This window comes from Nocardiopsis halophila DSM 44494 (assembly GCF_000341245.1).
GTDB classification, from domain to species: Bacteria; Actinomycetota; Actinomycetes; order Streptosporangiales; family Streptosporangiaceae; genus Nocardiopsis_A; species Nocardiopsis_A halophila.
Window position 1 is genome coordinate 15,455 of record NZ_ANAD01000022.1, and the last position, 23,869, is coordinate 39,323.

20 protein-coding genes are annotated in these 23,869 nt (G+C 75.0%); 9 read left to right on the forward strand and 11 right to left on the reverse strand.

Features of this window, described 5'->3' with window-relative positions:
- Window positions 1-5 precede the first annotated feature (5 nt).
- A complete protein-coding gene (locus D450_RS34105; RefSeq protein WP_026128344.1) occupies window positions 6-2,300 on the reverse strand; it encodes an NB-ARC domain-containing protein in 2,295 nt (764 codons plus the stop codon).
- Between the two features lie 326 nt (window positions 2,301-2,626).
- Between D450_RS34105 and D450_RS0102595 the strand changes: the two genes are divergently transcribed.
- Window positions 2,627-3,982, forward strand: coding sequence for a YjiH family protein (locus D450_RS0102595; protein ID WP_017537120.1), 1,356 nt, complete (start codon window positions 2,627-2,629; stop codon window positions 3,980-3,982).
- 166 nt (window positions 3,983-4,148) lie between these two features.
- Complete coding sequence (locus D450_RS0102600; protein WP_017537121.1) at window positions 4,149-6,272, forward strand: UvrD-helicase domain-containing protein; 2,124 nt, start codon at window positions 4,149-4,151, stop codon at window positions 6,270-6,272.
- A gap of 371 nt (window positions 6,273-6,643) precedes the next feature.
- Here D450_RS0102600 and D450_RS0102605 read toward each other — a convergent pair whose 3' ends face one another.
- Window positions 6,644-7,561, reverse strand: coding sequence for a type IV toxin-antitoxin system AbiEi family antitoxin domain-containing protein (locus D450_RS0102605; RefSeq protein ID WP_017537122.1), 918 nt, complete (start codon window positions 7,559-7,561; stop codon window positions 6,644-6,646).
- A gap of 378 nt (window positions 7,562-7,939) precedes the next feature.
- On the opposite strand from D450_RS0102605, the gene D450_RS0102610 reads away from it, so the two are divergent.
- Window positions 7,940-8,812 carry an EI24 domain-containing protein gene (locus tag D450_RS0102610; RefSeq protein ID WP_017537123.1) on the forward strand — a complete coding sequence of 291 codons (873 nt, stop codon included), beginning with the start codon at window positions 7,940-7,942 and terminating at the stop codon, window positions 8,810-8,812.
- Window positions 8,813-9,097: 285 nt separating this feature from the next.
- Here D450_RS0102610 and D450_RS0102615 read toward each other — a convergent pair whose 3' ends face one another.
- From D450_RS0102615 to D450_RS0102630, 4 genes are all read right to left on the reverse strand, one after another.
- Window positions 9,098-10,237 (reverse strand): D-alanine--D-alanine ligase family protein, encoded by a 1,140-nt coding sequence (locus D450_RS0102615; RefSeq protein ID WP_017537124.1) that lies wholly within the window; start codon window positions 10,235-10,237, stop codon window positions 9,098-9,100.
- Window positions 10,238-10,347: 110 nt separating this feature from the next.
- Complete coding sequence (locus tag D450_RS0102620; protein ID WP_017537125.1) at window positions 10,348-11,565, reverse strand: trans-sulfuration enzyme family protein; 1,218 nt, start codon at window positions 11,563-11,565, stop codon at window positions 10,348-10,350.
- A gap of 10 nt (window positions 11,566-11,575) precedes the next feature.
- On the reverse strand, window positions 11,576-12,586 hold the full coding sequence (locus tag D450_RS0102625) for an NAD(P)H-dependent glycerol-3-phosphate dehydrogenase (protein ID WP_017537126.1): 1,011 nt from the start codon (window positions 12,584-12,586) through the stop codon (window positions 11,576-11,578).
- A 119-nt stretch (window positions 12,587-12,705) separates the two neighbouring features.
- Window positions 12,706-13,482 carry a lysophospholipid acyltransferase family protein gene (locus D450_RS0102630; protein WP_017537127.1) on the reverse strand — a complete coding sequence of 259 codons (777 nt, stop codon included), beginning with the start codon at window positions 13,480-13,482 and terminating at the stop codon, window positions 12,706-12,708.
- 253 nt (window positions 13,483-13,735) lie between these two features.
- On the opposite strand from D450_RS0102630, the gene cofC reads away from it, so the two are divergent.
- Window positions 13,736-14,368: a 2-phospho-L-lactate guanylyltransferase gene (gene cofC / locus D450_RS0102635; protein ID WP_017537128.1), complete on the forward strand. Its 633-nt coding sequence runs from the start codon at window positions 13,736-13,738 to the stop codon at window positions 14,366-14,368.
- Between the two features lie 78 nt (window positions 14,369-14,446).
- Here cofC and D450_RS0102640 read toward each other — a convergent pair whose 3' ends face one another.
- From D450_RS0102640 to leuC, 4 genes are all read right to left on the reverse strand, one after another.
- On the reverse strand, window positions 14,447-14,728 hold the full coding sequence (locus tag D450_RS0102640) for an HU family DNA-binding protein (protein ID WP_017537129.1): 282 nt from the start codon (window positions 14,726-14,728) through the stop codon (window positions 14,447-14,449).
- A gap of 79 nt (window positions 14,729-14,807) precedes the next feature.
- Window positions 14,808-15,101: an SCO5555 family protein gene (locus D450_RS35705; RefSeq protein WP_017537130.1), complete on the reverse strand. Its 294-nt coding sequence runs from the start codon at window positions 15,099-15,101 to the stop codon at window positions 14,808-14,810.
- A complete protein-coding gene (gene leuD, locus D450_RS0102650; protein WP_017537131.1) occupies window positions 15,080-15,670 on the reverse strand; it encodes a 3-isopropylmalate dehydratase small subunit in 591 nt (196 codons plus the stop codon). The genes D450_RS35705 and leuD overlap by 22 nt, the downstream gene beginning before the upstream one ends.
- A gap of 49 nt (window positions 15,671-15,719) precedes the next feature.
- Window positions 15,720-17,117: a 3-isopropylmalate dehydratase large subunit gene (gene leuC / locus D450_RS0102655; protein WP_017557184.1), complete on the reverse strand. Its 1,398-nt coding sequence runs from the start codon at window positions 17,115-17,117 to the stop codon at window positions 15,720-15,722.
- A gap of 192 nt (window positions 17,118-17,309) precedes the next feature.
- On the opposite strand from leuC, the gene D450_RS0102660 reads away from it, so the two are divergent.
- Together D450_RS0102660 and D450_RS0102665 are read left to right on the forward strand one after the other, a co-directional pair.
- On the forward strand, window positions 17,310-17,993 hold the full coding sequence (locus D450_RS0102660; protein WP_017537133.1) for an IclR family transcriptional regulator: 684 nt from the start codon (window positions 17,310-17,312) through the stop codon (window positions 17,991-17,993).
- 105 nt (window positions 17,994-18,098) lie between these two features.
- A complete protein-coding gene (locus tag D450_RS0102665) occupies window positions 18,099-18,680 on the forward strand; it encodes a Uma2 family endonuclease (RefSeq protein WP_017537134.1) in 582 nt (193 codons plus the stop codon).
- A 9-nt stretch (window positions 18,681-18,689) separates the two neighbouring features.
- Here D450_RS0102665 and D450_RS0102670 read toward each other — a convergent pair whose 3' ends face one another.
- Complete coding sequence (locus tag D450_RS0102670; RefSeq protein ID WP_017537135.1) at window positions 18,690-19,871, reverse strand: PQQ-dependent sugar dehydrogenase; 1,182 nt, start codon at window positions 19,869-19,871, stop codon at window positions 18,690-18,692.
- An 82-nt stretch (window positions 19,872-19,953) separates the two neighbouring features.
- Here D450_RS0102670 and D450_RS0102675 point away from each other — a divergent pair, with 82 nt between their 5' ends.
- From D450_RS0102675 to D450_RS0102685, 3 genes are read left to right on the forward strand one after another with little or no spacing between them, the layout of a single operon-like run.
- Window positions 19,954-21,732: an SDR family oxidoreductase gene (locus D450_RS0102675; protein WP_241483030.1), complete on the forward strand. Its 1,779-nt coding sequence runs from the start codon at window positions 19,954-19,956 to the stop codon at window positions 21,730-21,732.
- Window positions 21,733-21,754: 22 nt separating this feature from the next.
- On the forward strand, window positions 21,755-22,681 hold the full coding sequence (locus D450_RS0102680; RefSeq protein ID WP_017537137.1) for a metal-dependent hydrolase: 927 nt from the start codon (window positions 21,755-21,757) through the stop codon (window positions 22,679-22,681).
- Window positions 22,678-23,811, forward strand: coding sequence for a PDR/VanB family oxidoreductase (locus D450_RS0102685; protein WP_017537138.1), 1,134 nt, complete (start codon window positions 22,678-22,680; stop codon window positions 23,809-23,811). Before D450_RS0102680 ends, D450_RS0102685 begins: the two co-directional genes overlap by 4 nt.
- The last annotated feature ends 58 nt before the right edge of the window (window positions 23,812-23,869 follow it).

Sequence of the window (23,869 nt, forward strand, 5' to 3'; positions counted from 1 at the left end):
GGCCTTCATCGGCGTGGACCTCGGAGAGCATGACCCGGGCCAGGTCGCTCTGGCCGGTGTCGCCCTCCTCGGCGAAGAGGTCGCACGCCCACCGCAGCAGGTCCGAGGCGGGGCCCAGGCTGCCGATGTCGGCGTTGAGCTCGGCGAGGTTGTACAGCGTCCGCGCGCGCCACCAGCGCTCCCCGTGCCGGGCCATCACCGCCTCGGCGCGCTCCAGCTCCTCCTTGGCGCCGTCCAGCTCGCCCCAGCGCTGGAGGCAGACCCCGCGCGCGCGGCGGGCGCGGGCCAGCCAGCGCTCGTCCACACCCTTCTGCTCGAAGGCGTAGAGCGCGCGCTCGGCGTAGACGACGCCGGGCCTGTACTGCCCGCGCGCGCCGGACAGCTCCGAGGCGTCCAGCAGGGCCATGCCCAGGGCGTGCAGGTCGCCGTGCCCGTAGGCCAGCGCGAGCTGGGCCTCGACCGCCTGGTCCCACTCCTCCCAGTGGGCGCGCAGGGCCTGGCACATCACCGCGAAGGCGCGCGCCAGCCGCCAGCCGAGCCGGGCGTGGCCGGCGTCGGCGGCCCGCCCCNCGCTCCCGGTCCAGCCAGGCCGGCGGGTGCTCCGGGCCGGCCAGCCCCAGGCCCCCGTCGTCCCCGGGGCCGGGGTCGGCGCCGGCGATCGGCGGCCGGGGGAAGCCCGCGTCGACCCGGTGCTGGTCGGCGGCGGCGCGCTCGACCATCCAGGTGTAGGCGGCCACCAGCCTCCGCCCGGCCTCCCGGGCCGCCTCGGGCGACCACTCCCGGCGCGCCTCCTCGGGGTCCACGCCCAGTTCGGCCGGGCCGAGCGTGCGCATGGTGTCGTGCACCAGCTGGTGCATCCGGTACCGGTGCACCCCGTCGTCGGCGCGCCCGATCGGCTCGATCAGGGACAGCCCCACCAGCTCGGCCAGGACCTCGGCGGCTCGGGCCCGGTCGGCGTCCAGCAGCGCGGCGGCACCGTAGTCGGCGACCTCCCGCATGCCCGTGGCGGCCATGCGGTGCAGCAGGCGGGCGGCCTCGGTGCCGCAGAGCCGGAACACCCCCAGGAAGGAGGCCGGGAACCCGGTCGGACCCAGCAGCGGGGTGCCATCGGTGCTGCGCAGCTTGTCCAGCAGCTCCTCGGTGTCCTCGCCGCTGTGCGAGGCCAGGCGGGTGCCGCACATCTTCAGGGCCAGCGGCAGGCCGTGGCAGTGGGAGGCGATGGTGCGGCGCAGCGCGCGCTCGTGCTCGCGCTCCCGGGCGTCCGAGGGCAGGGGGACCTGGCGGTCGAGGAGTTCGGCGCCCTCGTCCTGGGTCAGCCCTTCCAGGTGCTCTTCGACATAGGAGAACCCGACGTCGTGGAAGGGGCGGCGGGAGGTGACGACCACGGCGCTGTAAGGGCTGTTCGGCAGCAGCGCCGCGACCTGTGCAGGGTCCTGGGCGTTCTCCAGCACCAGGAGCAGGCGCCGCCCGGCGGTGCGGCTGCGCCAGGCCTCCTCCAGGTGGCGGCGGGGGCCGCGGGGGCTGTCGCCGGAGGCGCCGAGCAGCTCCTCCAACAGGTCCGGGACCGTGCGCGGGCGCGAGGAGGCGGCGGCCGCGGCGAACTCGGCCGCCCGCTCGGCCGCCGGGTCCCCCTCGTCGGGCCCGGACCGCCCGGGCAGCCGGCGCAGGCGCCGCGGGAGCACGTCGCGCAGGCGCATGCGGGCCGCCGCGCCGCCGGGCGGCTCCTCGCCCTCCTCCTCGTCGGGGCTGGTGCCGGTGGTCAGGTCCACCCACCGGGAGCCGTCGGGGAAGCGGTCCTGCACGTCCCGGGCGATCCGGTTGGCCAGCTGGCTCTTTCCGGTCCCGGGGGCGCCGGTGACCACCACGACCAGCGGCGGGGTGTGCCGGCCGGGGAGCAGCCACGGGCGCAGGCGCGCGGCCAGGCCGCGCCGGCCGGGCCGGGGGAAGCCCCGGAACAGGCGCCGGAGCCGCCGCCGCTGCTCGCCGTAGCCGGTGAAGTGGGGCTCGGGGTGCAGCAGGTTGTCGCCGCGCCCCTCCCGCCAGAAGGGCTGTGCGCCCCGCCCCGCCGAGGTGCGCCGCACGTCCCGCACGATGAAGGGGAGCTGGGCCAGGGCGCCGATGACCACCAGGCCCCAGATCGCCTCGTTGGGCAGCCAGTCGAGCAGGTCGGGGGCGTTCTGCAGGACCGTGGCCGCGATGGACAGGCAGCCCCACGCCGCCCATCCGGCGGCGTGCGCGCTCAGGCGGCGCCGGGAGACCGGCCCGGCGGCGGGCGGCTGGGGGGTGGGCCGCTCGGTCATCTGCTCCTCATTCCCGGCCTCGGGGGCAACGCCCTGATGCTCTCAGACCGCCTGCTGCGCACCGGGTCCCGCATCCGCCCCGGGGCGCCGGACGCTCGCGGGGGTCACCGTTTCGGATGCGCCGGGCCGCGACCGGGTTCGCGCACGGCCCGCTCCGACCCGCCGCGCCACATCCTGTCTGGTATTTGGGACACCCGTGACCGCATCAGAGCAGGTCAGCGGAGGTGTGTCCGCCCGGCGGCGGCGGAGGGGGCCCAGAGGGCCGGGGCGGCGCGTGTGACCTGGCGAACAATGGGCCGCGTCACACCCGTCGCGGAGGTCTCCCCATGTCAGACGCCCCCCGGTCCGCGGCCCCGGCCGCGGCGCCTCCCCGCACCGCCGCCGTCCGGTTCGCCGCGGCCACCCTCACCGGGCTGTTCTTCTTCCTGCTGCCGCTGCGCGTGGGCGGCGCCTGGACCATCCCCTTCGACCTGCTGGTGAGCGCGATCCGGGACGGCGCGCCGACCCTGGTGCGCTTCACGGTGCTGGCCCTGATCACCATCTCGGCCCTGCTCACCCTGGGCGCGGCGGCGCAGCGCGCACTGGGGCGCACCTGGCCGGTCGACCTGTCCCCCTTCGCCACCGGGTGGGTCTTCACCGCCATCCGCCTCGCCGGGGCGGCCGTGGCGGTGATGGTCGTCTCCGGCACGGGGCCGGCCGCCCTGCTCGACGAAGGCGTGGGGCCGATGATCTTCGACAGCGTCGTGGTGGCGGTCGCGGTGATCGTGCCCATCGGGGCGGTCTTCGTGACGCTTCTGGTCTCCTACGGCGGCCTGGAGTTCATCGGCACGCTCGCCCGCCCGGTGATGCGCCCGCTGTTCCGGGTGCCGGGGCGCGGCGCCCTGGACGCCCTGGCCTCGTTCGTGGGCTCCTACTCCATCGGGCTGTACGTGACCAACCGGATGTACCTGGAGGGGCGCTACAGCGCGCGGGAGTCGGCGACCATCGCCACCTGCTTCAGCAGTGTCAGCCTGGGCTTCTTCGCCGTGGTGGCCGCCACCCTGGACCTGATGCCCTACTTCCCGCTGATCGTGGGCTCGGTGCTGGGGCTGTCGGTGGTCCTGGCGGCGGTCCTGGTGCGCATCCCGCCGCTGTCGCGCAAACCCGACACCTACGCGGCCGAGCCCCGGCCCGAGCCCGAGCCCGAAGGCCCCCTGGTGCGCACGGCGGTGCGGCGGGCCGTGGAGCGCGCGGGCGCCTCCCGCGGGGTGGCCCGCGAGTGCGCGACCGGGTTCGCCGAAGGGGTGCGCCTGGCACTGGTGATCCTGCCGACGATCCTGGCGGTGGGCACCGCCGCGGTCCTGGCCGCCCAGCACACCCCCGTCTTCGACTGGCTCGGCCGTCCCCTGGAGCCGGTGATCGCCCTGCTGGGCATCCCCGACGCCGACGTCGTGGCCCCGGCTTCCCTGGTGGGGCTCAGCGAGATGTTCCTGCCCGCGCTGTTCGCGACCGGGGCGGCCGTGGAGGCCAAGTTCTTCGTGGCGGTGCTGTCGCTGACCCAGCTGCTGTTCTTCTCGGCGACCATCCCGCTGCTGCTGGAGCTGGACGTGCCCGTCCGGCTGCGCGACTGCCTGGCCCTGTTCGTCCTGCGCACGACCCTGTCGATCCCGCTGATCGCGCTGATCGTGCACCTGGTGTTCTGAGGGGACCACCATCCGGTCGGCCCGCGGACGGCCGGCGGACGGCCGGCGGACGGCCGCCCGGTCTTGGCCGCTTCGGGCCACTCGGGCGGTTTGTCCGAGGCCTCCGCGAGAATCGGGCATGTAAGGCGAGACGCAAGTGGCTTGCGCGCCGGATGTGAGGAGGCCCATGCCCCAGCTGGCCATCGATGCGACGTGTCTGCCCCAGTACGACAAGCTCGACCGGCCCACGCGCGAACGGCTGCGCGCCGCCACCCGCATGTTCAGAGAGCTCCCCCTGGACGCCCTGCTCGCCCACCCCGACCTGCGCATCCGCTCGCTCCCCGCCGGACAGGACCCCCGCATCCGCACCTTCCGGATCAGCGACTCCTGGACCGGGGTGATGCTCGCCCCCGAGTCCGGCGAGACGTTCCTGCTGGTCCACCTGCTGCCCCGGGACACCGCCGAGGGCTGGGCCCGGGACCAGCGGCACGACGTCAACGGCGTCATGGGCACCCTGGAGCGGCGGGACGCGACCGCGCTGGAGAAGACCGTCCCCGAGGAGCCCGCCCCCGAGGAGCCGGCCGGCCCCTTCGACGCCGTCTCCGACGGCGACCTGGAGCGGCTGGGCGTGGACCCCGAGATCCGCCGCTTCGTCCGCAGCCTCGGCTCGGCCCGGGAACTGGCGGCCTGGCGCCCCGCGCTGCCCCAGGACCAGTTCGAGGTGCTGTCCGCCCTGGCCGAGGGGCACCCGGTGCGCCGGGTGCAGGAGGAGGTGGTGGCCCCGCGCCGCCCGCGTGTGGGGGCGGTCGCCACCGACGACTACGACGCCGCCATCCGCAACACCCGTGAGCGGGTCATCGTGGTCGGCGACGACCAGGAGATCGAGGACGTGCTCGCCGGGGAGTTCAACGCCTGGCGCGTCTTCCTCCACCCCAAGCAGCGCGACCTGGCCTACCGGCCGCGCTTCGGGGGCCCGGCCAAGGTCACCGGCGGTCCCGGCACCGGCAAGACCGTCGTCGCCCTGCACCGGGTCAAGCACCTGGCCGAACACCTGCCGCTGGACGGGCGCATCCTGCTCACCAGCTTCACCAACGCCCTGGTGGACTCGCTCAAGGGCAACCTGGCGCTGCTGCTGGATCCGCCGCTGCTGGACGACGTGGACGTGGTGACCATCGACAAGCTCGCCCTGGACGTGGTCCGCCGGGCCCACCCGGACATGCGGCTGCGCACCGACACCCGGGGCGTGTTCGCCAACATCGCCCGCCAGCACGGGCTGGCCTACCCGCCGGACTTCCTGTACTCGGAGTACCGGCACGTGGTGATGGCCCAGCAGATCACCACCCTGGAGGGCTACCTCGACCCCGATGCGCGGCGCGGCCGCAGCACGCCCCTGGCCGCCGACCAGCGGCGCGCGGTCTGGCACGCCATCAGCGAGGCCCGCGCGCTGATGCGCACCGGGCGCGCGCTGCCGGCCGAGGAGATGCACGCCGAGGCCGCCCGCCTCCTGGCCGAGCGGCCGGAGGCGCCCTACACCAGCGTCGTGGTCGACGAGGCGCAGGACCTGCACCCGATGCAGTGGCGCACGCTGCGGGCCGCCGCCGCGGAGGGGCCGGACGACCTGTTCATCGCGGGGGACAACCGCCAGCGCATCTACGACAACACGGTCTCCTTCAAGCGGCTGGGCATCAACGTGGTGGGCCGCTCCTACCCGCTGCGCGTCAACTACCGCACCACCCGGCAGATCCTGGACTGGGCGGGCGGCATCGTCGCCGGGCGCACCACCGAGGAGCTGGGCGGCTCGGCCCCCGAGCCGGAGGGGGCCGACCGGTGCGTGCTCAGCGGCCCCGAGCCCCGGCGGCACGGCGCCGCCGACGAGCCCGCCGAGCTGGACGCCCTGGCCGAGCAGGTGCGCGGCTGGCTGGCCGAGGGCATCGCCCCGGCGGACGTGTGCGTGACCGCCCGCACCAACCGGCAGCGCGACGCGGTCGCCGCCCATCTGCGGGCCCGCTCGCTGCCGGCGGCGGCGTTCAACCCGCGCGAGCAGGCGGTCACCGACGCGGCCGGGTCGGTGCGGGTGGCCACCATGCACGGGGTCAAGGGCCTGGAGTTCCGGGCGGTGGCGGTCACCGGAGCCACCGCGGCGGCACTGCCGCTGCTGGACCACGTGACCCCGGCCGAACAGGACGAGAACCAGCACCGGGCGGACCTGGAGGCGCAGCGGTCGCTGCTGTACGTGGCCTGCACACGGGCCCGCGAACGCCTCTACGTCTCCTGGCACGGCACCCCCAGCCCGTTCCTGCCCGAGACATGAGCACCGGGGGACCTCGCCGGTCCGGTCCGGTCCGCACTGGTCCGGTCCGCGCCGCACCGGTCGTGTCCACTGGAGCGGCGCCTTCGCCCGAGGCCCGGGCCGATACGGTGCGCCGACGGTCACCGTAGAAGCCGGCGGCGCGGGCGGCTCCCACTCACCCGCCGCGGCCGGGTGCAGGGTCGCCGGGGTGCCGGGGAAGGGCGGCGACGAAGAGGCGCGGTGGTTCCCCGGTGCTGCCGGTCGGCCGCCCGGCCTCTCTCGGTCCGGGAACAGCGGCAACGACGGCACAACCGGTGGGCCCTCGCCGGGGGGTTCGTGCGTCTCCGTGCGTCCACCCGATGCACCGGCCGGGCGCCCGGTCCGACGCGGGATCAGGGGGCCTGGGAGCGGGCTTCGCGGACCATTTCGGCGATCTGGTCGGGGTGGCGCAGGTCGCTCCACGTGAAGCGGAGCAGCACCAGGCGGCCCGGGGCCGTCGCCATGCGGTTGTGCCGTCTGCGGTCGGCGAAGAGCGCGTCCGGCAGCGAGTGCGGCCCGGCGCCGTCGGCCTCGGCCGCCACACCCCACTCCGGCCAGGCCAGGTCGGCGCGGCCGGCCAGCTCCCCCTCCGCGGTGAACACCGGGTACTGCAGCTCCTGCGGGGCCAGGCCGCGGTCGGCCAGCACCAGCCGCAGCCGGGTCTCGAAGGTGCTCTCGGCCCGCCCGTCGGCCTGCCCCCACCACGGGCGGCTGCGCGGCGCGCCGAGCCTGCCCGCGTTGGCGGCGGCCAGCTCCTCCAGCTCGCCCGGGTCGACCAGCCCCAGGTTGAGCGCCGAGTCCAGCACGCTGACGGCGGTGAAGCGGTCGGTCACCAGCACCGTGTCCCGGAGGGTGCGGGCCGGGGTGGTCAGGCGCAGGCCCCGGCGCACCGTGGTCTCGCCCGGCGGCACGTCCCAGCCGTACCGGCGCACGCCCGCCGAGGCCCCGCCGCCCCGCCCCGGTGCGCTGACGTGCACGTGCTCGTACCCGGGACCGGGCAGGGGCCCCTGGACGCCCCAGAGCCGGGCGGCGGTGGGCCCGACCGCCACCGCCCGGGGCCCCAGCGACAGCTGCACGGCCTTGACCCGGGCGGCCAGCGGCAGCGGCCCCGGCTCCACCCGGTAGACGTTGGGCCGGACCCGGGCCCAGCGCCGGGACCGCACGAGCCGGTCGATCGCCCGGTCCGCCAGCCCGCAGCCGCGGGCCTGGTCGCGGGAGACGACCCCGTGCTGGGAAGCGGCCAGGGAGGTGAGGGCTGCGAAATCGTCCATGCCCCTCATGGGACAGCGGCGGCGCACCCGCCCGCCAGTGGGCCGCCTCCGCCTGTGGACGGTTTCCTCCCCCTCACCGGGATCCTCCGTGCCCTCGGGCACAGGCCTGGGCTCCGGTGATCCGGGGGCTCCCCGAGCGGGCGACCGCGGCGCAGGGCCCAGGCGGGCCGGCGACCGCCGGATTCACAGCGGCTCGGGCCCGTTCCCTCCCCGGACCAAGGGCCGCGGCTTCCTTGAGGGGAGCAAGGTGATCCGCTCCGCAGACGGCCCGACGGGTGCCGTCGTCCCTGGCGGGCGGCCATGGCGGAGCGATGCCGGGCGGCCCCGCCCGGCATCGCGGGATCCGGCGGCCGCCGCCACTCGGTAGGCTCACCGACCATGATCTCCGCCGTTCGCGACGTCTTCTCCGGGGCAGGGCTCCTGCTTCGCGGGGCCGGCATGGTTCTGAGCCGGCCCAAGCTGTTCTTCCTGGGCGCCATCCCCCCGCTGTTCACCTCGCTGCTGTTCCTCGGCGCGCTCATCGCGCTGCTGCTCAACATCGGCGACCTGGCCGCCTGGGCCACCCCCTTCGCCGACGACTGGTCCGAGGGCTGGCGGACGACCGTCCAGGTCACCGCGGGGGTGCTGATGGTGGGCGGCGCCGTGCTGGTCATGGTGGTCGGCTTCACCGGCCTGACCCTGGCCCTGGGCGCGCCCCTGTACGACCTGATCGCCGAGGACGTGGAGGAGCGCCTGGGCGGCGCTCCGGAGGTCGACGAGTCGCTGGCCGGGTCCATCGCGCGGTCGGTCCGCCAGTCGCTGGTCCTGGTGCTGGTCTCGGCGCTGTTCGCCGTGCCGATGCTGATCGCCGGGTTCGTCCCGGTCGTCGGGCAGACGGTGGTGCCGGTGGTCTCGGCCCTGGTCGGCGGGTTCCTGCTCGGCATGGAGCTGGTGGGCGCCGCCTTCGACCGGCGCGGGATGCGCCGCCTGGGCGACCGCCGCCGCGCGCTGTGGTCCCGCAAGGCGCTGTCCCTGGGCTTCGCGGTGCCCGCCTACCTGCTGCTGGCTGTGCCGTTCGTGGCCGTGCTGGTGTTCCCCGCCGCGACCGCCGGCGGCACCCTGCTGGCCCGCCGGGTCCTCCCCGCCGTGCCGCCGGGCGCCCCGCAGGTCCCGCCCGGCCCGGCCGCGCCCGCCGCACCGCCGGTTCCTCCCGGACCCCCGCACGGCCACCCGCCGGCGCCGCCCCAGGGGTTCACGCCGCCGGGCCGCTAGAGACGGGGCCGGAGAGTCCGGTGCGCGGCCGGTGGTGGCCGTAGCGGCCCGAAAGGGCCGGTCCACCGGCGTGCCGCTCGACCCCGGATATGCCCGGTCGAAGGCAGGGGCGTACCGGGGTGGGCCTTCTGAGGGAACCGGCGTTGACCTCGCAGTCCACAGTCGCAGTCCGCTCCGGAGCCGGAAGGCCCCCTTGCTTGTGCGACCGCCGCTTCAAACGCGCGGGCCGATACCACCGCCCTGGCGGATGGCGTCCGCTGGAGTGGCGCGGCCGCGGAACGCGCCTCAGCGCAGGCCGGCCGGGCGGTCCAGGGCCGTGGTGATGAGGCGGTCCACCAGCGCCGCGTAGTCCACGCCGGTGGCCGCCCACATCTGCGGGAACGCCGAGCTGGGGGTGAACCCCGGCATCGTGTTGAGCTCGTTGACGTAGACCTCGCCGTCGTCGCCGTAGAAGAAGTCCACCCGCGCCAGCCCTTCGCACCCCATGGCCTCGAAGGTGCGCACGGCCAGGGCGCGGATGCGCTCGATGACCTCCTCCGGCAGGTCCGCCGGGATGGTCAGGCTGCTGCTGGAGAGGTACTTGGCCTCGAAGTCGTAGAAGTCGAACCCGTCGGCCACGTGGATCTCGGCCGGCAGGGACGCCTCGGGAGCGGCCCCGCCGACGCCCTGCAGGACGCCGCACTCGACCTCGCGCCCGGACAGGGCCGCCTCCACGATCACCTTGGGGTCGTGCTCGCGCGCGGTCTCGATGGCGGCCACGACCGCGTCGGTGTCGGAGCCGTCCGGCACCTTGGTGATACCGACGCTGCTCCCGGCGCGCGCGGGCTTGACGAACAGCACCTCGCCCAGCTTGGCGATGTCGTCCAGCACCCGCTTGCGCTCGGTCCGCCACTCGCGGTCGGTCACCGGCACGTAGGCCCCGGTGGCGATGCCGTGCCCGGTGAGCATGGCCTTCATGAAGACCTTGTCCATCGAGGCGGCGCTGGCGAACACGCCCGCGCCCACGTAGCGCGCGCCCATCATCTCGAACAGGCCCTGGATGGTGCCGTCCTCGCCGTAGGGGCCGTGCAGCAGCGGCAGCACCACGTCGACCTCCCCCAGGCGCCGCGGGACCGCGTCGGGCTCCAGCACCGCCAGGCCGGACCCGGAGTCGAACGGCAGCGCCAGGGCCTGCCCGCCGCCCGCGCCCTCCACGGTCGGCAGGCGGTCGCCGTCGATCGCCAGGCGGTCGGGGTCACCGGAGGCCAGAACCCACTCGCCGGTACGGGTGATGCCCACCGGCACCACTTCATAGCGGTCGGTGTCGATCACCGACAGGACGCTGCCCGCCGTGACGCAGCTGATCTCGTGCTCGGAACTGCGCCCGCCGAAGACCACGGCGACGCGGACCCTGCCCTGCTCGGTCGTTCTGCGCTGCTCGGCCATACTGCCCGACCCAATCTCGCCTCGTAGAGATCCGGGCGCCGCGGCGGCGCTCCGGTACTGTCCGATCGGCCCCGTCCCCCGGTGACCGCATACCCGCCCAGGCCCGTCCGTCACGCCCCGCCGCAGGCGTCGAGCGCCGCGAGTGCGTCACGGACCAGGTCCCGCGGGTCCTCCAGGCCGATGGAGAAGCGTACCGCGCTCGCCGCGATGCCCGCCCTCTCCAGCTCGGCGTCGCTCAGCTGGCGGTGCGTGGTGGAGGCGGCGTGCCCGGCCAGGGTGTGCGTTCCTCCCAGCGAGGCGGCCACGTCGGCCAGCTCCAGCGCGTCGGCGAAGGCCATGCCCTCCTTGCGGCCGCCGTGCAGGGCGACGTTCACCACCGCGCCGCAGCGGCCTGCGTCGAAGAGCGCGCGGGCGAGCCCGTGACCGGGGTGCCCGGGGAGCGAGGGGTGGTCGACCCGGGCGACCGCGGGGTGGGCGGCCACCGCGGCGGCGAACTCGGCGGCGGTGGCGCACTGGCGTTCCATGCGCAGCGGCAGCGTCTCCAGCCCCCGGTGGAGCAGGTAGGCCTCGTCGGGCGCCAGGGTGGGGCCCAGGTCGATGCGGGCCGCGCGCACCCGGGCGATCGGCCCGGCGAACCCGACGGCGGCGCCGCCGGTGGCGTCGCTGTGCCCGCCGATGTACTTGGTGGCCGAGTGCAGGACCAGGTCGGCGCCGTGCTCCAAGGGGCGGCACACCGCCGGAGAGGCGAAGGTGGAGTCCACCACCAGCAGGGCGCCGCCGTCGTGGGCCGCGCGCGCGAGGGCCGGCAGGTCGGCCACGAGCATGCCGGGGTTGGACAGGGTCTCGGTGAACACCAGCGCCGTCTCCGGTCGCATCGCGGCGCGCACCTGGTCGATGTCGCCGGCGTCCACGAAGTCGGTCTCCACCCCGAAGCGGCGCAGCAGCCCGTCGAGGAGCGAGTAGGTGTTGCCGTACAGCGCGCGCGAGGCGACCACGTGCGACCCGGCCGAGGTGAGCGCCAGTAGCGCCGTGCTGATCGCCGCCATGCCCGAGGCGAAGGCCTGCCCGTGCACCGGCCGGTCGGCGCCGGCGCCCTCCATGGCCGCCAGGGCGGTGGCGAAGGCGTCGGCGGTGGGGTTGTCGATGCGGGCGTAGGAGTAGCCGCCGCGGGCCCCGTCCAGCACGTCGGCGTAGTCCTGGGAGGCCTCGAAGGCGTAGGTGGTGCTGCGGTGCACCGGCGGGCGCATGGGCCGCTCGCCCTGGGGCCCGTCCCCGATGGGCAGCCGCACCGCCCGCGTCGCCTCGCCGTACTCTCCGGACTCGCTCATGGTCGCCTCCTCAGACTCCGTACCGCTCGGGCTTGGCGGTGCGCGCCATGAAGGCCTGCAGCGCCTCGGCCGGGGACAGCTCGTGGTGGATCATGCCGACCACCGCCTCGGTGATGGGCATGTCGATCCCGTTGGTGCGCGCGAGCGCCAGGATCGACTCGCAGGACTTGACCCCCTCCGCGGTCTGCCGGGTCCGCTCGACGGCCTGCTCGACGGTCAGCCCCTTGCCCAGCTGCTCGCCGAAGGTGCGGTTGCGCGACAGCGGCGAGGAGCAGGTGGCCACCAGGTCCCCCATGCCGGCCAGCCCGGCCAGGGTGTGCTCGTCGGCGCCCAGCGCGACGGCGAGCCGCACGGTCTCGGCCAGCCCCCGGGTGATCAGCGCCGCCTTGGCGTTGTCGCCGAAGCCCATGCCCACGGCCACCCCCACGGCCAGGGCGATCACGTTCTTGACCGCGCCGCCCAGCTCGGCGCCGACCAGGTCGGTGCTGCTGTAGGGGCGGAAGTAGGCGGACTTGCACAGGTGCTGGAAGCGCACCGCGGTGGGCTCGTGCGGGCAGGCCACCACGGCGGTGGCCGGCTGCCGCTCGGCGATCTCGCGGGCCAGGTTGGGGCCGGTGACCACGGCCACCTGCTCGGCGGGCAGCCCCAGCTCGGCGGTGATCACCTCGCTGGCCCGCAGCGAGGTGCCCAGCTCCACGCCCTTGATCAGGCTGACGACGACGGTCCCGGGGGCGATGTGCGGCGCCCAGTCGCGCAGGTTGGCCCGCAGCGACTGGGAGGGCACCGCGACCACGGCGAACTCGGCGCCGCTGAGGGCCTTGGCCGCGTCGGTGGTGGCCGAAAGGGCGGGGTTGAGCTCGATCCCCGGCAGGTAGTCGGGGTTGGCGTGCCGGGTGGTGATCGCCTCGGCGACCTCGGCGCGGCGTCCGTGGACCTCCACCTGGGCCGCGCCGGCGTCGGCCAGCACGTTGGCGAAGGCGGTCCCCCACGAACCGCCGCCCATGACCGCGACCTTCGTCATGCGGCCCCTTTCTGAAGCTCCTGGTCCTGCAGCATCGTGCAGACTCGTGCGGCATCGTGCGGCATCGTGCGAAGGGCGCCCCGGTCCTCCGGGGCGCCCCGAGCGGGCGGGCGTCCGGGTCAGGCGCCCTCGCCCGTGCCCTCTGCGGTCCCTTCCTCGGCCCCCTCCTGCAGGGGCGTCCGCCGCGCCTGCTTGGGGTCGTAGGGCACAGCCGGGGGCTCCTCGCCGCGGATGCCGGCCTGGAGGTCGGTGATGGCGCGCATGATGTCGGTGGTGGCCTCCTTGAGCAGGGTCGCCGTCAGGGGCTTGCCCTCATAGGCCGACAGGTCGACCGGCGGGCCGGCCACCATCTGCACCTTCTTGCGCGGGAACGGGCGCAGCTTGGTGGTGCCGTAGGGCAGCAGGTGCTGTTCGCCCCAGTGCGCCAGCGGGACCACGGGGACGCCGGTGGACAGCGCCAGGCGCGCCACGCCCGTCTTGGCCACCATGGGCCACAGGTCGGGGTCGCGGGTGCAGGTGCCCTCCGGGTAGAAGATGACCGAGCTGCCGTCGCGCACCAGGGCGTTCTCGGCCTCCTGGAGCGCCTTGACGGCGTCGGTGCTGCCCCGCTTGACGGGGATCTGGCCGGTGCTCTTGGCCACCGAGCGCACCACGGGGATGCGCATCACGGCCTCCTTCATGGTGAAGGTGGGCCACCGGCGCCCGCCCACGTAGAGGAAGTGCGCGATGGTGAGCGGGTCGGACATCGACAGGTGGTTGGCGGCGATGATGACGCCGCCCTCGCGGGGGACGTTCTCCTGCCCGCGCCACTCGGGCCGGGTCACCGCCCGCAGGATCGGGCGCACGATGGAGGCCACGACGACCTTCACCCACCGCGACTCGCGTTGCTGGGCCACTGCTTCCTCCGGATTCGCCCCTGGTCATCGGCGCGCGCCGCACGGCCCCAGGGGGGAGAACGGGCCGCGCGCGGTCGATCCAGTCTAGGAGGCCCGACGATCCGCCCATGTCACGGGCGCCCGTCGGCGAACGTCCGGCGCCGGGGGCGAGCCGGGCGTCCGCGGACGGACCGCGTCCTGTTTACCCTTTTTCTGAGTCCGTCCCGGGTCGCGCCGTTCCGGGGTCCCATCGAGCCGAGGGGGAAGTGCGCCGGTGACGCTGCTGTGGTCGGTGCTGGTCCCGGTCAAGGCCCTGGAGGACGCGAAGACGCGCCTGGCAGGGCCGGACGCCGCCGCGCGCGCAGAGCTGGCGCTGGCCTTCGCCTGCGACACGGTGATGGCCGCGGCGGCCTGCTCCCGCGTCGGGCGGGTGTTCGCGGTGACCGACGACGCCCGCGCGCACGAGGCGCTGGGCGCCCTGGGCGCGCACATCGTCGACGGGGAGCCCGGCGGCGGCTTGAACCCCGCTCTGGGCCACGGGGCCGAGCGGGCCCGCCGCGCGCTGCCCGAAGCCGGGGTGTGCGCCCTCTCGGCCGACCTGCCCGCCCTGCGCCCCGACGAGCTGGACCGGGTGCTCGCCGACGCCGGGCTGCACGCTCGGTCCTTCGCCGCCGACGCCCAGGGTGTGGGCACCACGCTGTACGCCGCCGCACCGGGCTCGGTGTTCCTTCCGGCGTTCGAGGGGCGCTCCCGCCTCCGGCACCGTTCGCTGGGGACGGTGGAGATCCTCCGCACGGACGTGCCGGGGCTGCGGCGGGACGTGGACACCCGCGAGGACCTGGCCCAGGCGCGCGCGCTGGGCGTGGGCCCGCACACGGCCAAGGTGCTGGGGCGGCTGGGCCTGTGATGGCGCGCCGCTCAGGGGTGCGCACACGACGGCGCCGCCCGGCCCCGTAGGGCCGGGCGGCGCCGCACCGCCCAGGGGTTACTTCTTCTTGCCGTTGACCAGGTCCTTGAAGTCGGCCCCGGCCCGGAACTTCGGGACGAAGCTGGCGGGGACGTTGATGGTCTCCCCGGTGGCGGGGTTACGGGCGGTCCGGGCGGCGCGCTCGGCCTTCTCGAACACGCCGAATCCGGTGATGGCCACCTTGTCGCCTTCGGCGACGGTCTTCTGGATGGTCTCCAACACGGCGTTCACGGCCTCGGTTGCGGTCTTCTTGTCCCCCAGCCGGTCGGAGATCGCGTCGATCAGGTCACGCTTGTTCATTGGTTCCTCCGGTTCCCCCTTGCTCGCACGAAATTAGGGGACCGGAGGGCCCCGGCACAAACACAAACACCGAAAGTTCTCAGCGTGTCGGGGGGTCGTCCACCTGCGAAGAGATCTCCTCCAGCATCCGGTCGAGCCGCTCGGAACCACGCACGGGATCCCTTTTGACCGCTTCTGTGACCGTCAAAAGCCTACGAATAACCGGAATCCGGACACCCTCGGGGAGGGCCTCCGCGCGCCGGTGGGCCTCCCGCAGGCGCCGCGCCAAGTCCAGGTAAAATTCCGCGCCGGGCGGGGCGTCCGGGGCGCCGGAGCCCGCCTCCGACGCCCCCTCCGGACCCCCGCCGGGCCCTACTGCGCCACCGGAAGCCACGGCGACCGCCGCTCCTCGAACGCCCCGATGTCGTCGGTGTGGCGCAGGGTCAGGGCGATGTCGTCCAGCCCCTCCATCAGCCGCCAGCGCGTGTAGTCGTCGATCTCGAAGGGCTCGGCCACCCCGGGGGCGCGCACCTCGCGCTCGACCAGGTCCACGGTGATCGGGGTGGACGGGTCGGCCTCGACCATGTCCCACAGCCGCTCGATCACCTCCTGGGGCAGCACCACCGTGAGCAGCCCGCCCTTGAGCGAGTTGCCGCGGAAGATGTCGGCGAAGCGCGGGGACAGCACCGCCTTGAAGCCGTAGTCCTGCAGCGCCCAGACCGCGTGCTCGCGCGAGGACCCGGTGCCGAAGTCGGGGCCGGCGATGAGCACGTCCGCGCCGGAGAACTCCTCCTTGTTCAGGACGAACTCCGGGTCGGCGGCGCGCCAGGCGGCGAACAGGCCGTCCTCGAAGCCGGTACGGGCGACCCGCTTGAGGTAGACCGCCGGGATGATCTGGTCGGTGTCCACGTTGCCCGCGCGCAGGGGGGCGCCCCGGCCGGTGTGGACGGTGAACTTCTCCATGCTCTGAGCCTTTCGGGTTCCGTCGTCTCCGTCGTCGTCGGGGCGGCGGCTACAGGTCGGCGGGCGAGGACAGGGTGCCGCGCACGGCGGTGGCGGCGGCCACCAGCGGCGAGACCAGGTGGGTGCGGCCGCCCTTGCCCTGGCGCCCCTCGAAGTTGCGGTTCGAGGTGGAGGCGCTGCGCTCCCCCGGCTTGAGCTGGTCGGGGTTCATCCCCAGGCACATGGAGCAGCCCGCCTCGCGCCACTCGGCCCCGGCCTCGGTGAACACCTCGCCCAGACCCTCGGCGTTGGCCTGCTCCTTGACCCGCATGGACCCGGGGACCACCAGCATCCGCACCCCGTCGGCGACCTTGCGGCCCCGGATGACCTCGGCGGCGGCGCGCAGGTCCTCGATCCGCCCGTTGGTGCACGACCCCAGGAAGACCGTGTCCACGGCGATGTCGCGCATCCGGGTGCCGGCCTCCAGGTCCATGTAGGCCAGGGCCTTCTCCGCGGCGGCGCGCGCGCTGGGGTCCTCGAAGTCGGACGGCGCGGGGACCGCGGCGTCCAGCGACACTCCCTGGCCGGGGTTGGTGCCCCAGGTGACGAACGGCCCGATGTCCTCGGCGCGCAGCACCACCTCGTGGTCGAACTCGGCCTCGTCGTCGGTGCGCAGGCTCTTCCAGTGGGCGACGGCGGCGTCCCACTGCTCGCCCTGCGGGGCGTGCGGGCGGCCCTGGATGTAGTCGAAGGTGGTCTCGTCGGGGGCGATCATCCCCGCGCGCGCTCCGGCCTCGATCGACATGTTGCACACGGTCATCCGGGCCTCCATCGACAGCGACCGGATGGCCGAGCCGCGGTACTCGATGACGTGGCCCTGCCCGCCGCCGGTGCCGATCTCGGCGATCACCGCCAGGATGATGTCCTTGGCGGTCACCCCCGGCCTGAGCTCGCCCTCCACCGTGACGGCCATGGTCTTGAACGGCGTCATCGGCAGCGTCTGGGTGGCGAGCACGTGCTCGACCTGGCTGGTGCCGATGCCGAACGCCAGGGCGCCGAAGGCGCCGTGGGTGCTGGTGTGGCTGTCGCCGCAGACGATGGTCATCCCCGGCTGGGTCAGGCCCATCTGCGGTCCCACCACGTGGACGATGCCCTGGTCGATGTCGCCCATCGGGAACAGCCGCACACCGAACTCCGAGGCGTTCTTGCGCAGCGTCTCGATCTGGGTGCGCGAGACCTTGTCGGCGATGGGCCCGAGGACGTTCTCGGTGGGGACGTTGTGGTCCTCGGTGGCCACGGTCAGGTCGGGGCGGCGCACGCCCCGGCCGGCCAGGCGCAGGCCCTCGAAGGCCTGCGGGCTGGTCACCTCGTGCACCAGGTGGAGGTCGATGTAGAGCAGGTCGGGTTCGCCCTCGGCACGCCGGACGACGTGCTCCTCCCAGACCTTCTCGGCCATCGTGCGAGCCATGTGCGACGCCTCCTCGCGTCTCGGCGGTGCGGGTCAACGGTTCCACGGGCCCGACACCCGCCGCCCCGCGGGCCGGCCGCGACGCGGACACGCGTCGGCCCGAGTGGATTTGCATTCCACATATCGAGACGGCAATATCAAGCCATGGACAACTCTAGCCCATCGAGCGGCGTCGGCGTCCTGGACAAGACGATGTCGGTCCTCGACGCCCTGGAATCGGGGCCGGCCTCGCTGGCCCAGCTCGTGCGCATCACCGGCCTGGCCCGGCCCACGGCCCACCGGCTGGCGGTGGCCCTGGAGCGGCACCGGATGGTGACCCGCGACAGCCAGGGCCGGTTCGTGCTCGGGCCGCGCCTGGGCGAGCTGTCCATCGCCACCGGTGAGGACCGGCTGCTCGCGGTCTCCACGCCGGTGCTGTCCCAGCTGCGCGACCTCACCGGGGAGAGCGCCCAGCTCTACCGGCGCCAGGGCGACGTGCGGGTGTGCGTGGCCGCCGCCGAGCGCGCCAGCGGCCTGCGCGACACGGTGCCGGTCGGCAGCGAGCTGCCGATGAACGCCGGGTCGGCCGCCCAGGTCCTGCTGGCCTGGGAGGACGCCGACCGCATCCGCCGCAGCCTGCGCGGGGCGCACTTCACCGCGCAGAGCCTGACCCAGGTGCGCCGCAGGCGGTGGGCCCAGAGCGTGGGCGAGCGCGAGCAGGGCGTGGCGTCGGTGTCGGCCCCGATCCACGGCCCCGGGGGCCGGGTGATCGCCGCGGTGTCGGTCTCCGGCCCGATCGAGCGCCTGACGCGCTCCCCCGGCCGCCTGCACGCCCCGGCGGTGACGGCGGCCGCCGAGAAGATCACCGAGGCGCTGCACCACACCGAGGGGGTGTGAGGGGCGGGCCGCACGGCGTTCCCTGGGATCCGTCGAAACGCCGGACTAACCTGGAGGACGACCGCTAGGCTCCTGGACGACGGGACGACAGAGGAGGCCAGGCCGATGGCCGAACCACTCCCGGAGACTCCGTTCCGCGAAGCTCCGCACGACCTGAACGAGGTCGCCGATCACCTGGAACCGCCCGAGGGGTACCGGGTGGAGATCATCGACGGGAGCCTGCTCTTGTCCCCCACCCCGGTCTCCGCGCATGCGGCCATCGCCACGGACCTCACTCTGGCCCTGGCACCGGTCCTCCCCCGCGGGTGCAAGCCCGTGCAGAACGTCACGCTGCTGATCATGCCCAGCGGAGAGCGGTACGTTCCGGACCTGGTCCTCCTGCCCAACGGCCTCATCACCAAGGACCAGTGGAAGTTCCCTTCCTACGAGGCGCTTCTGAGCATCGAGATCACATCCCCGGGCAACGCCGAGACCGACAGGGTGAAGAAGACCCGCGGGTACGCCCGCGGAGAGGTCCCCGCCTATCTTCTGGTCGACATGGAGTCGGAAGAACTCACCCTCTTCCTGGAACCCGAAGGGGGCGTCTACCAGAAGCAGGTCCATCCGGACTCCGAGGGAGTCCTCCACCTGCCCGGACCGTTCACCGGCCCGATCGACACCTCAGACCTCTTCGCCTTCCCCAGCTAAGGCCCAGGGTCACCCCTCCAGGGGGATCCGCAGGATGCGGTCGTCCTCGGGGCCCGGATCGCCTCGGCCGTCGCGGTTGCTCGTGGCCGCCCAGACCGCCTCCCCGCCGGGTTCGGTGACCACGTCGCGGATGCGTCCGTACTCGCCGACGAACAGCGCCTCCGGCTCCTCCACGGGGTCCTGCGGGTCCCCGGTCAGGGGCAGCCGCCACAGCCGTTCGCCGCGCAGGGCGGCCGCCCACAGCGAGCCGCCCGCCACGGCGGCACCGCTCGGAGAGGCCTCGGCCGGCCGCCAGGTGACCAGCGGGTCGACGCGGTCCTCCCCGCCGCCCTCTCCCTCGACCTCGGGCCAGCCGTGGTCGCCGCCGGGCCGTACGGCGTTGATCTCGTCCCAGGTGTCCTGGCCGAACTCCGTGGCCAGCAGCGTCTCGCCGTGCCAGGCCAGCCCCTGCACGTTGCGGTGGCCGTAGCTGTAGACCAGGTTGTCGAAGGGGTTGCCCGGCGCGGGGTCGCCCTCGGGGGTCATCCGCAGGATCTTCCCGCCGAGGGAGCCGGTGTCCTGGGACCGGCCCTCCTGCCCCGCGTCCCCCGTGCCCGCGTACAGCATCCCGTCCGGGCCGAACTCGATCCGGCCCCCGTTGTGGAAGCCGGAGGCCGGGATGCCGTCGGCGACCACCTCCTGCTCGCCGAGGCCCTCCCCCGGCGCGTAGTCCATGCGCACGATCCGGTTCTCGTCCTCGGCGGTGTAGTAGGCGTACAGGTCCCCGCCGGACTCAGCGGCATCCGGCGACACGGCCAGGCCCAGCAGCCCGCCCTCGCCTCCGGGCGCCACCCCCTCCACGGTGCCGACCTCTTCGGCCTCCCGCCCGGCGCCGCCGTCCCCATCGTCGCCGCCGTCGCCGCCTCCCGGCGGCAGGCGCAGCAGGCGCGCCGAGTCGCGCTCGGACACCAGCGCCGAGCCGTCCGGCCAGAACACCACCGACCAGGGCACCTCCAGGCCGCCGACGACGGTCTCCGGCTCGCCGGGCGGGACCGTCCGCCCGGCCGTTGCCGACGCGTCCGCCGGCGGTTCGGATCCGGTGCCGTACCGGTCCCCGCCGGGCTCCCCCGCCCCGCCGTCCGCGCAGGCCGGCGCCGCGGCGAGGAGGAGGGCCGCGGCGGCCCACCGCCGCGGCCGCGCTCGCGATCGCATGCCCCCTTCCTGCCCGGCGGGCGCGGCGGGAAATCCCGGTCCCCCTCTGGCCGCTTATTGACACCTTGTTTAACATGACGCCATGTCTCGCACTGATGTGACCGGCACCACCGCAACGGCGTTCCGGGTCCCCACCGCGGACGGGCTCGCGCTCGCGGCGCGCGCCTACGGCGACCCCGCTGCACCCACCGTGCTGTGCGTCCACGGCTACCCCGACGACTCCTCGGTCTGGGACGGCGTCGTGGCCCGCCTGGCCGCGGACCACCACGTCGTCGTCTACGACGTCCGCGGGGCCGGCGCCTCGCCCGCCCCGCGCGAGCGCTCCGGCTACGCCCTGGACCGGCTCGCCGACGACACGGCCCGGGTCGCCCGGGCCGCCGGCGGCGGCCGCCCCGTGCACCTGCTGGCCCACGACTGGGGCTCCCTCGCCGCCTGGCACACCGTCACCGACGAGCGCCACGCCCCCTTGTTCGCCTCCTACACCTCCGTCTCCGGCCCGTGCCTGGACCACGCGGCGCACTGGATGCGCTCCCGGCTGCGCCCCAGCCCGCGCGCGCTTGCGGACCTGGCCGACGAGGCGCTGCGCTCGTCCTACATCGGCTTCTTCCACCTGCCCTGGGTTCCCGAGCTGGCCTGGCTCAGCGGCGTCGGAGGCGCGGCCCTGCGCGCGCTGGAGCGCTTCGGCCCGTCCGACGGTCGGCCGCCCCGGGACCGCAGGCTGCTGCGCAACCACCTGAACGGCCTGGAGCTGTACCGGGTGAACATGCGCGACCGGCTCCTGCGCCCCCGGCGGCGGCACACCGGCGTGCCGGTCCAGGTCCTCGCCCCCACCCACGAACTGTTCATGGCCGAGAGCCTGGTCCTGTCCGCAGGCGAGTGGGCCGAGGACTTCCGGTTCCACCGGGTGGCCGGCGGGCACTGGATCCCCCGCACGCGCCCAGGGGTCGTGGCCGGGCGCGTGCGCGAGCTGGTCAGGGGCGTGGAGGAGGGCACGGTGCCCGAGCCCGGGGACCGGTCCGCGGCACGTCCGCTCGGCGGACAGCTGGCCGTGGTCACCGGCGCCGGCAGCGGCATCGGCCGCGCCACCGCGCTGGAACTGGCCCGCCGCGGGGCCCGCGTGGTCTGCGCCGACATCGACGCCGCCACCGCCGAGCACACCGCCGAGCTGGCCTCGCGCGAGGGGCCGCGCGCCACCGCCCACCGCGTCGACGTGGCCGACGGCGATGCGGTCGCCGCCTTCGCCAAGCGCGTGCGCGCCGAGCACGGGGTCCCCGACACCGTGGTCAACAACGCCGGGATCGGCGTCGGAGGCCCCTTCCTGGAGACCGCCGACGACGACTGGCGCCGCGCCATCGACGTCAACCTGTGGGGCGTGATCAACGGCTGCCGCGCCTTCGCCCCGATGATGGTCGAGGAGGGCGTGGGCGGGCGCCTCCTCAACACGGCCTCCGCCGCCGCCTACCTTCCCTCGCGCGCCTACCCGGCCTACGCCTCCACCAAGGCCGCCGTGCTCATGCTCAGCCGCTGCCTGCGGGGCGAACTGGCCGGGCACGGCATCCGGGTGACCGCCGTGTGCCCCGGGCTGGTCAGCACCGGCATCATCTCGGCCACCCGCTTCGCCGGTGAGGGGGCCGGCGCAGGCGACGGGCCCGACACCGGCTCATCGACGCGCGACCGGCTCAACCGCCTGTACCGCCGGCGCGGGTTCACCCCCGAGCGCGCGGCGCGCGAGATCGCCGACGCCCTCCAGCGCGGCCCCGAACTGCTCCCCGTCACCGCCGAGGCCCGCGCCGGGCTGGCGCTGTCACGGGTCTCCCCGGCCGCCCTGCGGGCCGCCGCGCGCCTGTCACCGCTCTCCTGACCCCTATGCGCTGAGGACCGCCATGACCTCCGACACCGGACGCTCCCCCGCTCCCGCCCTGCCCGAGGACGAGCCCGAGCACATCGTGCTGCACGCGCGCGACGTCCACTTCGACTGGTCCCGCCTGGACCTGCACTGGATCCCGGGCGACCCGTTCGCCACTCACGTCATCAACGTCCTGCACCTCCTGCTGCCCGAGGGCGAACGGTGGTTCGTCGAGGTCTTCAAAGAGGCCCTGCCCTATATCCGCGACGACCGGCTGCGCGAGGACGTGCTCGGCTTCATCGGCCAGGAGGCCGTGCACGCCGAGGCCCACGCCGGGGTCCTGGACCACATGGACGCCCACGGACTGGATCCGGGCCCCTATGTCTCGCAGATCGCCTGGATGTTCCGGCGGCTGCTGGGCGACCGCGGCCTGACCGGTGCCCGGGCCGAGTCCTGGCTGATGACCCGGCTGGCCCTGGTCTCCGGGATCGAGCACATGACCGCCGTGCTGGGGCAGTGGGTGCTGGACGCCGAGGCCCTGGACCGGGCCGGGGCCGACCCGGTCATGCTGGACCTGCTGCGCTGGCACGGCGCCGAAGAGGTCGAGCACCGATCGGTCGCCTTCGACCTGTTCATGCACGTGGACGGGGACTACCGGCGCCGCGCGCTGGCGATGGTCGTCTCCACCGCCGCCCTGACCGCCCTGTGGGTGCGCGGGGTGCGCTTCCTGATCGCCAACGACCCGGTGACCAAAGGACGCCTGAAGCCGCGGTGGCGGGACATCCTGCGCAGCGGGCGCCAGGGCGTCACGCCGAGCCTGTGGCGCCTGGCCAGGTCCGTCCCCGAGTACTTCAAGCCGCGCTTCCATCCCTCGCAGGTCGGTTCGACCGCCAAGGCCGTGTCCTACCTGGCGGTCTCCCCGGCCGCGCGGGCGGCCGAGCGGCAGGGGACGGAGGACGCGTGAAGCACGGCGACCGGAGGTACGCGGACCCGCCCTTCCCCCGCGACCTGCACGGCCGGGACCGCCCCGACCCCTTCTTCCGCGCCCTGGACCGGCTCGCCGACGGCCTGCAGCCCCTGCTGTCGGCCCTCGGCGGCGCCAAGCACCCCGCCGGCGCCGAGCACTCCGACGGCGCCGGGGCGGTGCCCATGCGCGTCGCGGCGGTCGGCAGGCCCGCCGAGGAGGTGGCCGCCCTGCGCCTGGAGCCCCTGGACGGCCGCCCGGTGCGGCCCTGGCAGCCCGGATGGCACCTGGACCTGGTGCTGCCCTCGGGGACGGTCCGGCAGTACTCCCTGTGCGGGGACCCGGCCGACCGCGCGGGCTACCGCATCGCCGTGCGGCGCATCCCCGGCGGCGCCGGCTCCGGCGAGGTGCACGCGCTGGAGCCGGGGGCCCAGGTGGCGGTGCGCGGCCCCCGCAACGCCTTCCCGTTCGCCCGCGCCGAGCGCTACGTGTTCATCGCGGGCGGGATCGGCATCACCCCGATCCTGCCGATGGCCAAGGCCGCGGCGCGGCGGGGGGGGGCCCCCCCCCCCGGGGGGGGGGGGNNAGCGCCCTACCGCCTGGTGGTGGCCGGGCGCTCCCGCGCCGCCCTGCCCTTCCTCGACGAGCTGCCCCGGGCCCCCTCGGGCTCCGTCGAGGTGCGCACCGACGACGCCGGCGGCGTCCCGGGCGGCGCGGAGCTGCTGGGCGCCCCGCCCGCCGGCGCGTCGGTCTACTGCTGCGGTCCGCCCCCGCTGATCGAGGCGGTGCGCGCCGCGCTCCCGGACGCGCCGCCCCTGCCCTTCCACTGGGAGCGGTTCTCCCCGCCGCCGGTGCGCGGCGGCGCGCCCTTCGAGGTGGAGCTGGCGCGCAGCGGACGGGTGGTGGCCGTGCCCGCCGACCGCACCGCCCTGGACGCCGTGCGGGCGGTGGTCCCCGGCGCCGCATTCTCCTGCCGCCAGGGCTTCTGCGGAACCTGCCGGGTGCCGCTGCTGGAGGGCCGGGCCGACCACCGTGACCGGCCGACCGGCGGCGCCCCGGGCGACCGGGGGACGGTCGCGCTGTGCGTGTCCCGCGCCGCCGGCGGCGGGCGCCTGGTCATCGACCTGTGACCGGGGCCGGTACGGTCGGGACCATGGCCAGCAGCGAGCGCACGGGAGCCGGGGCGCG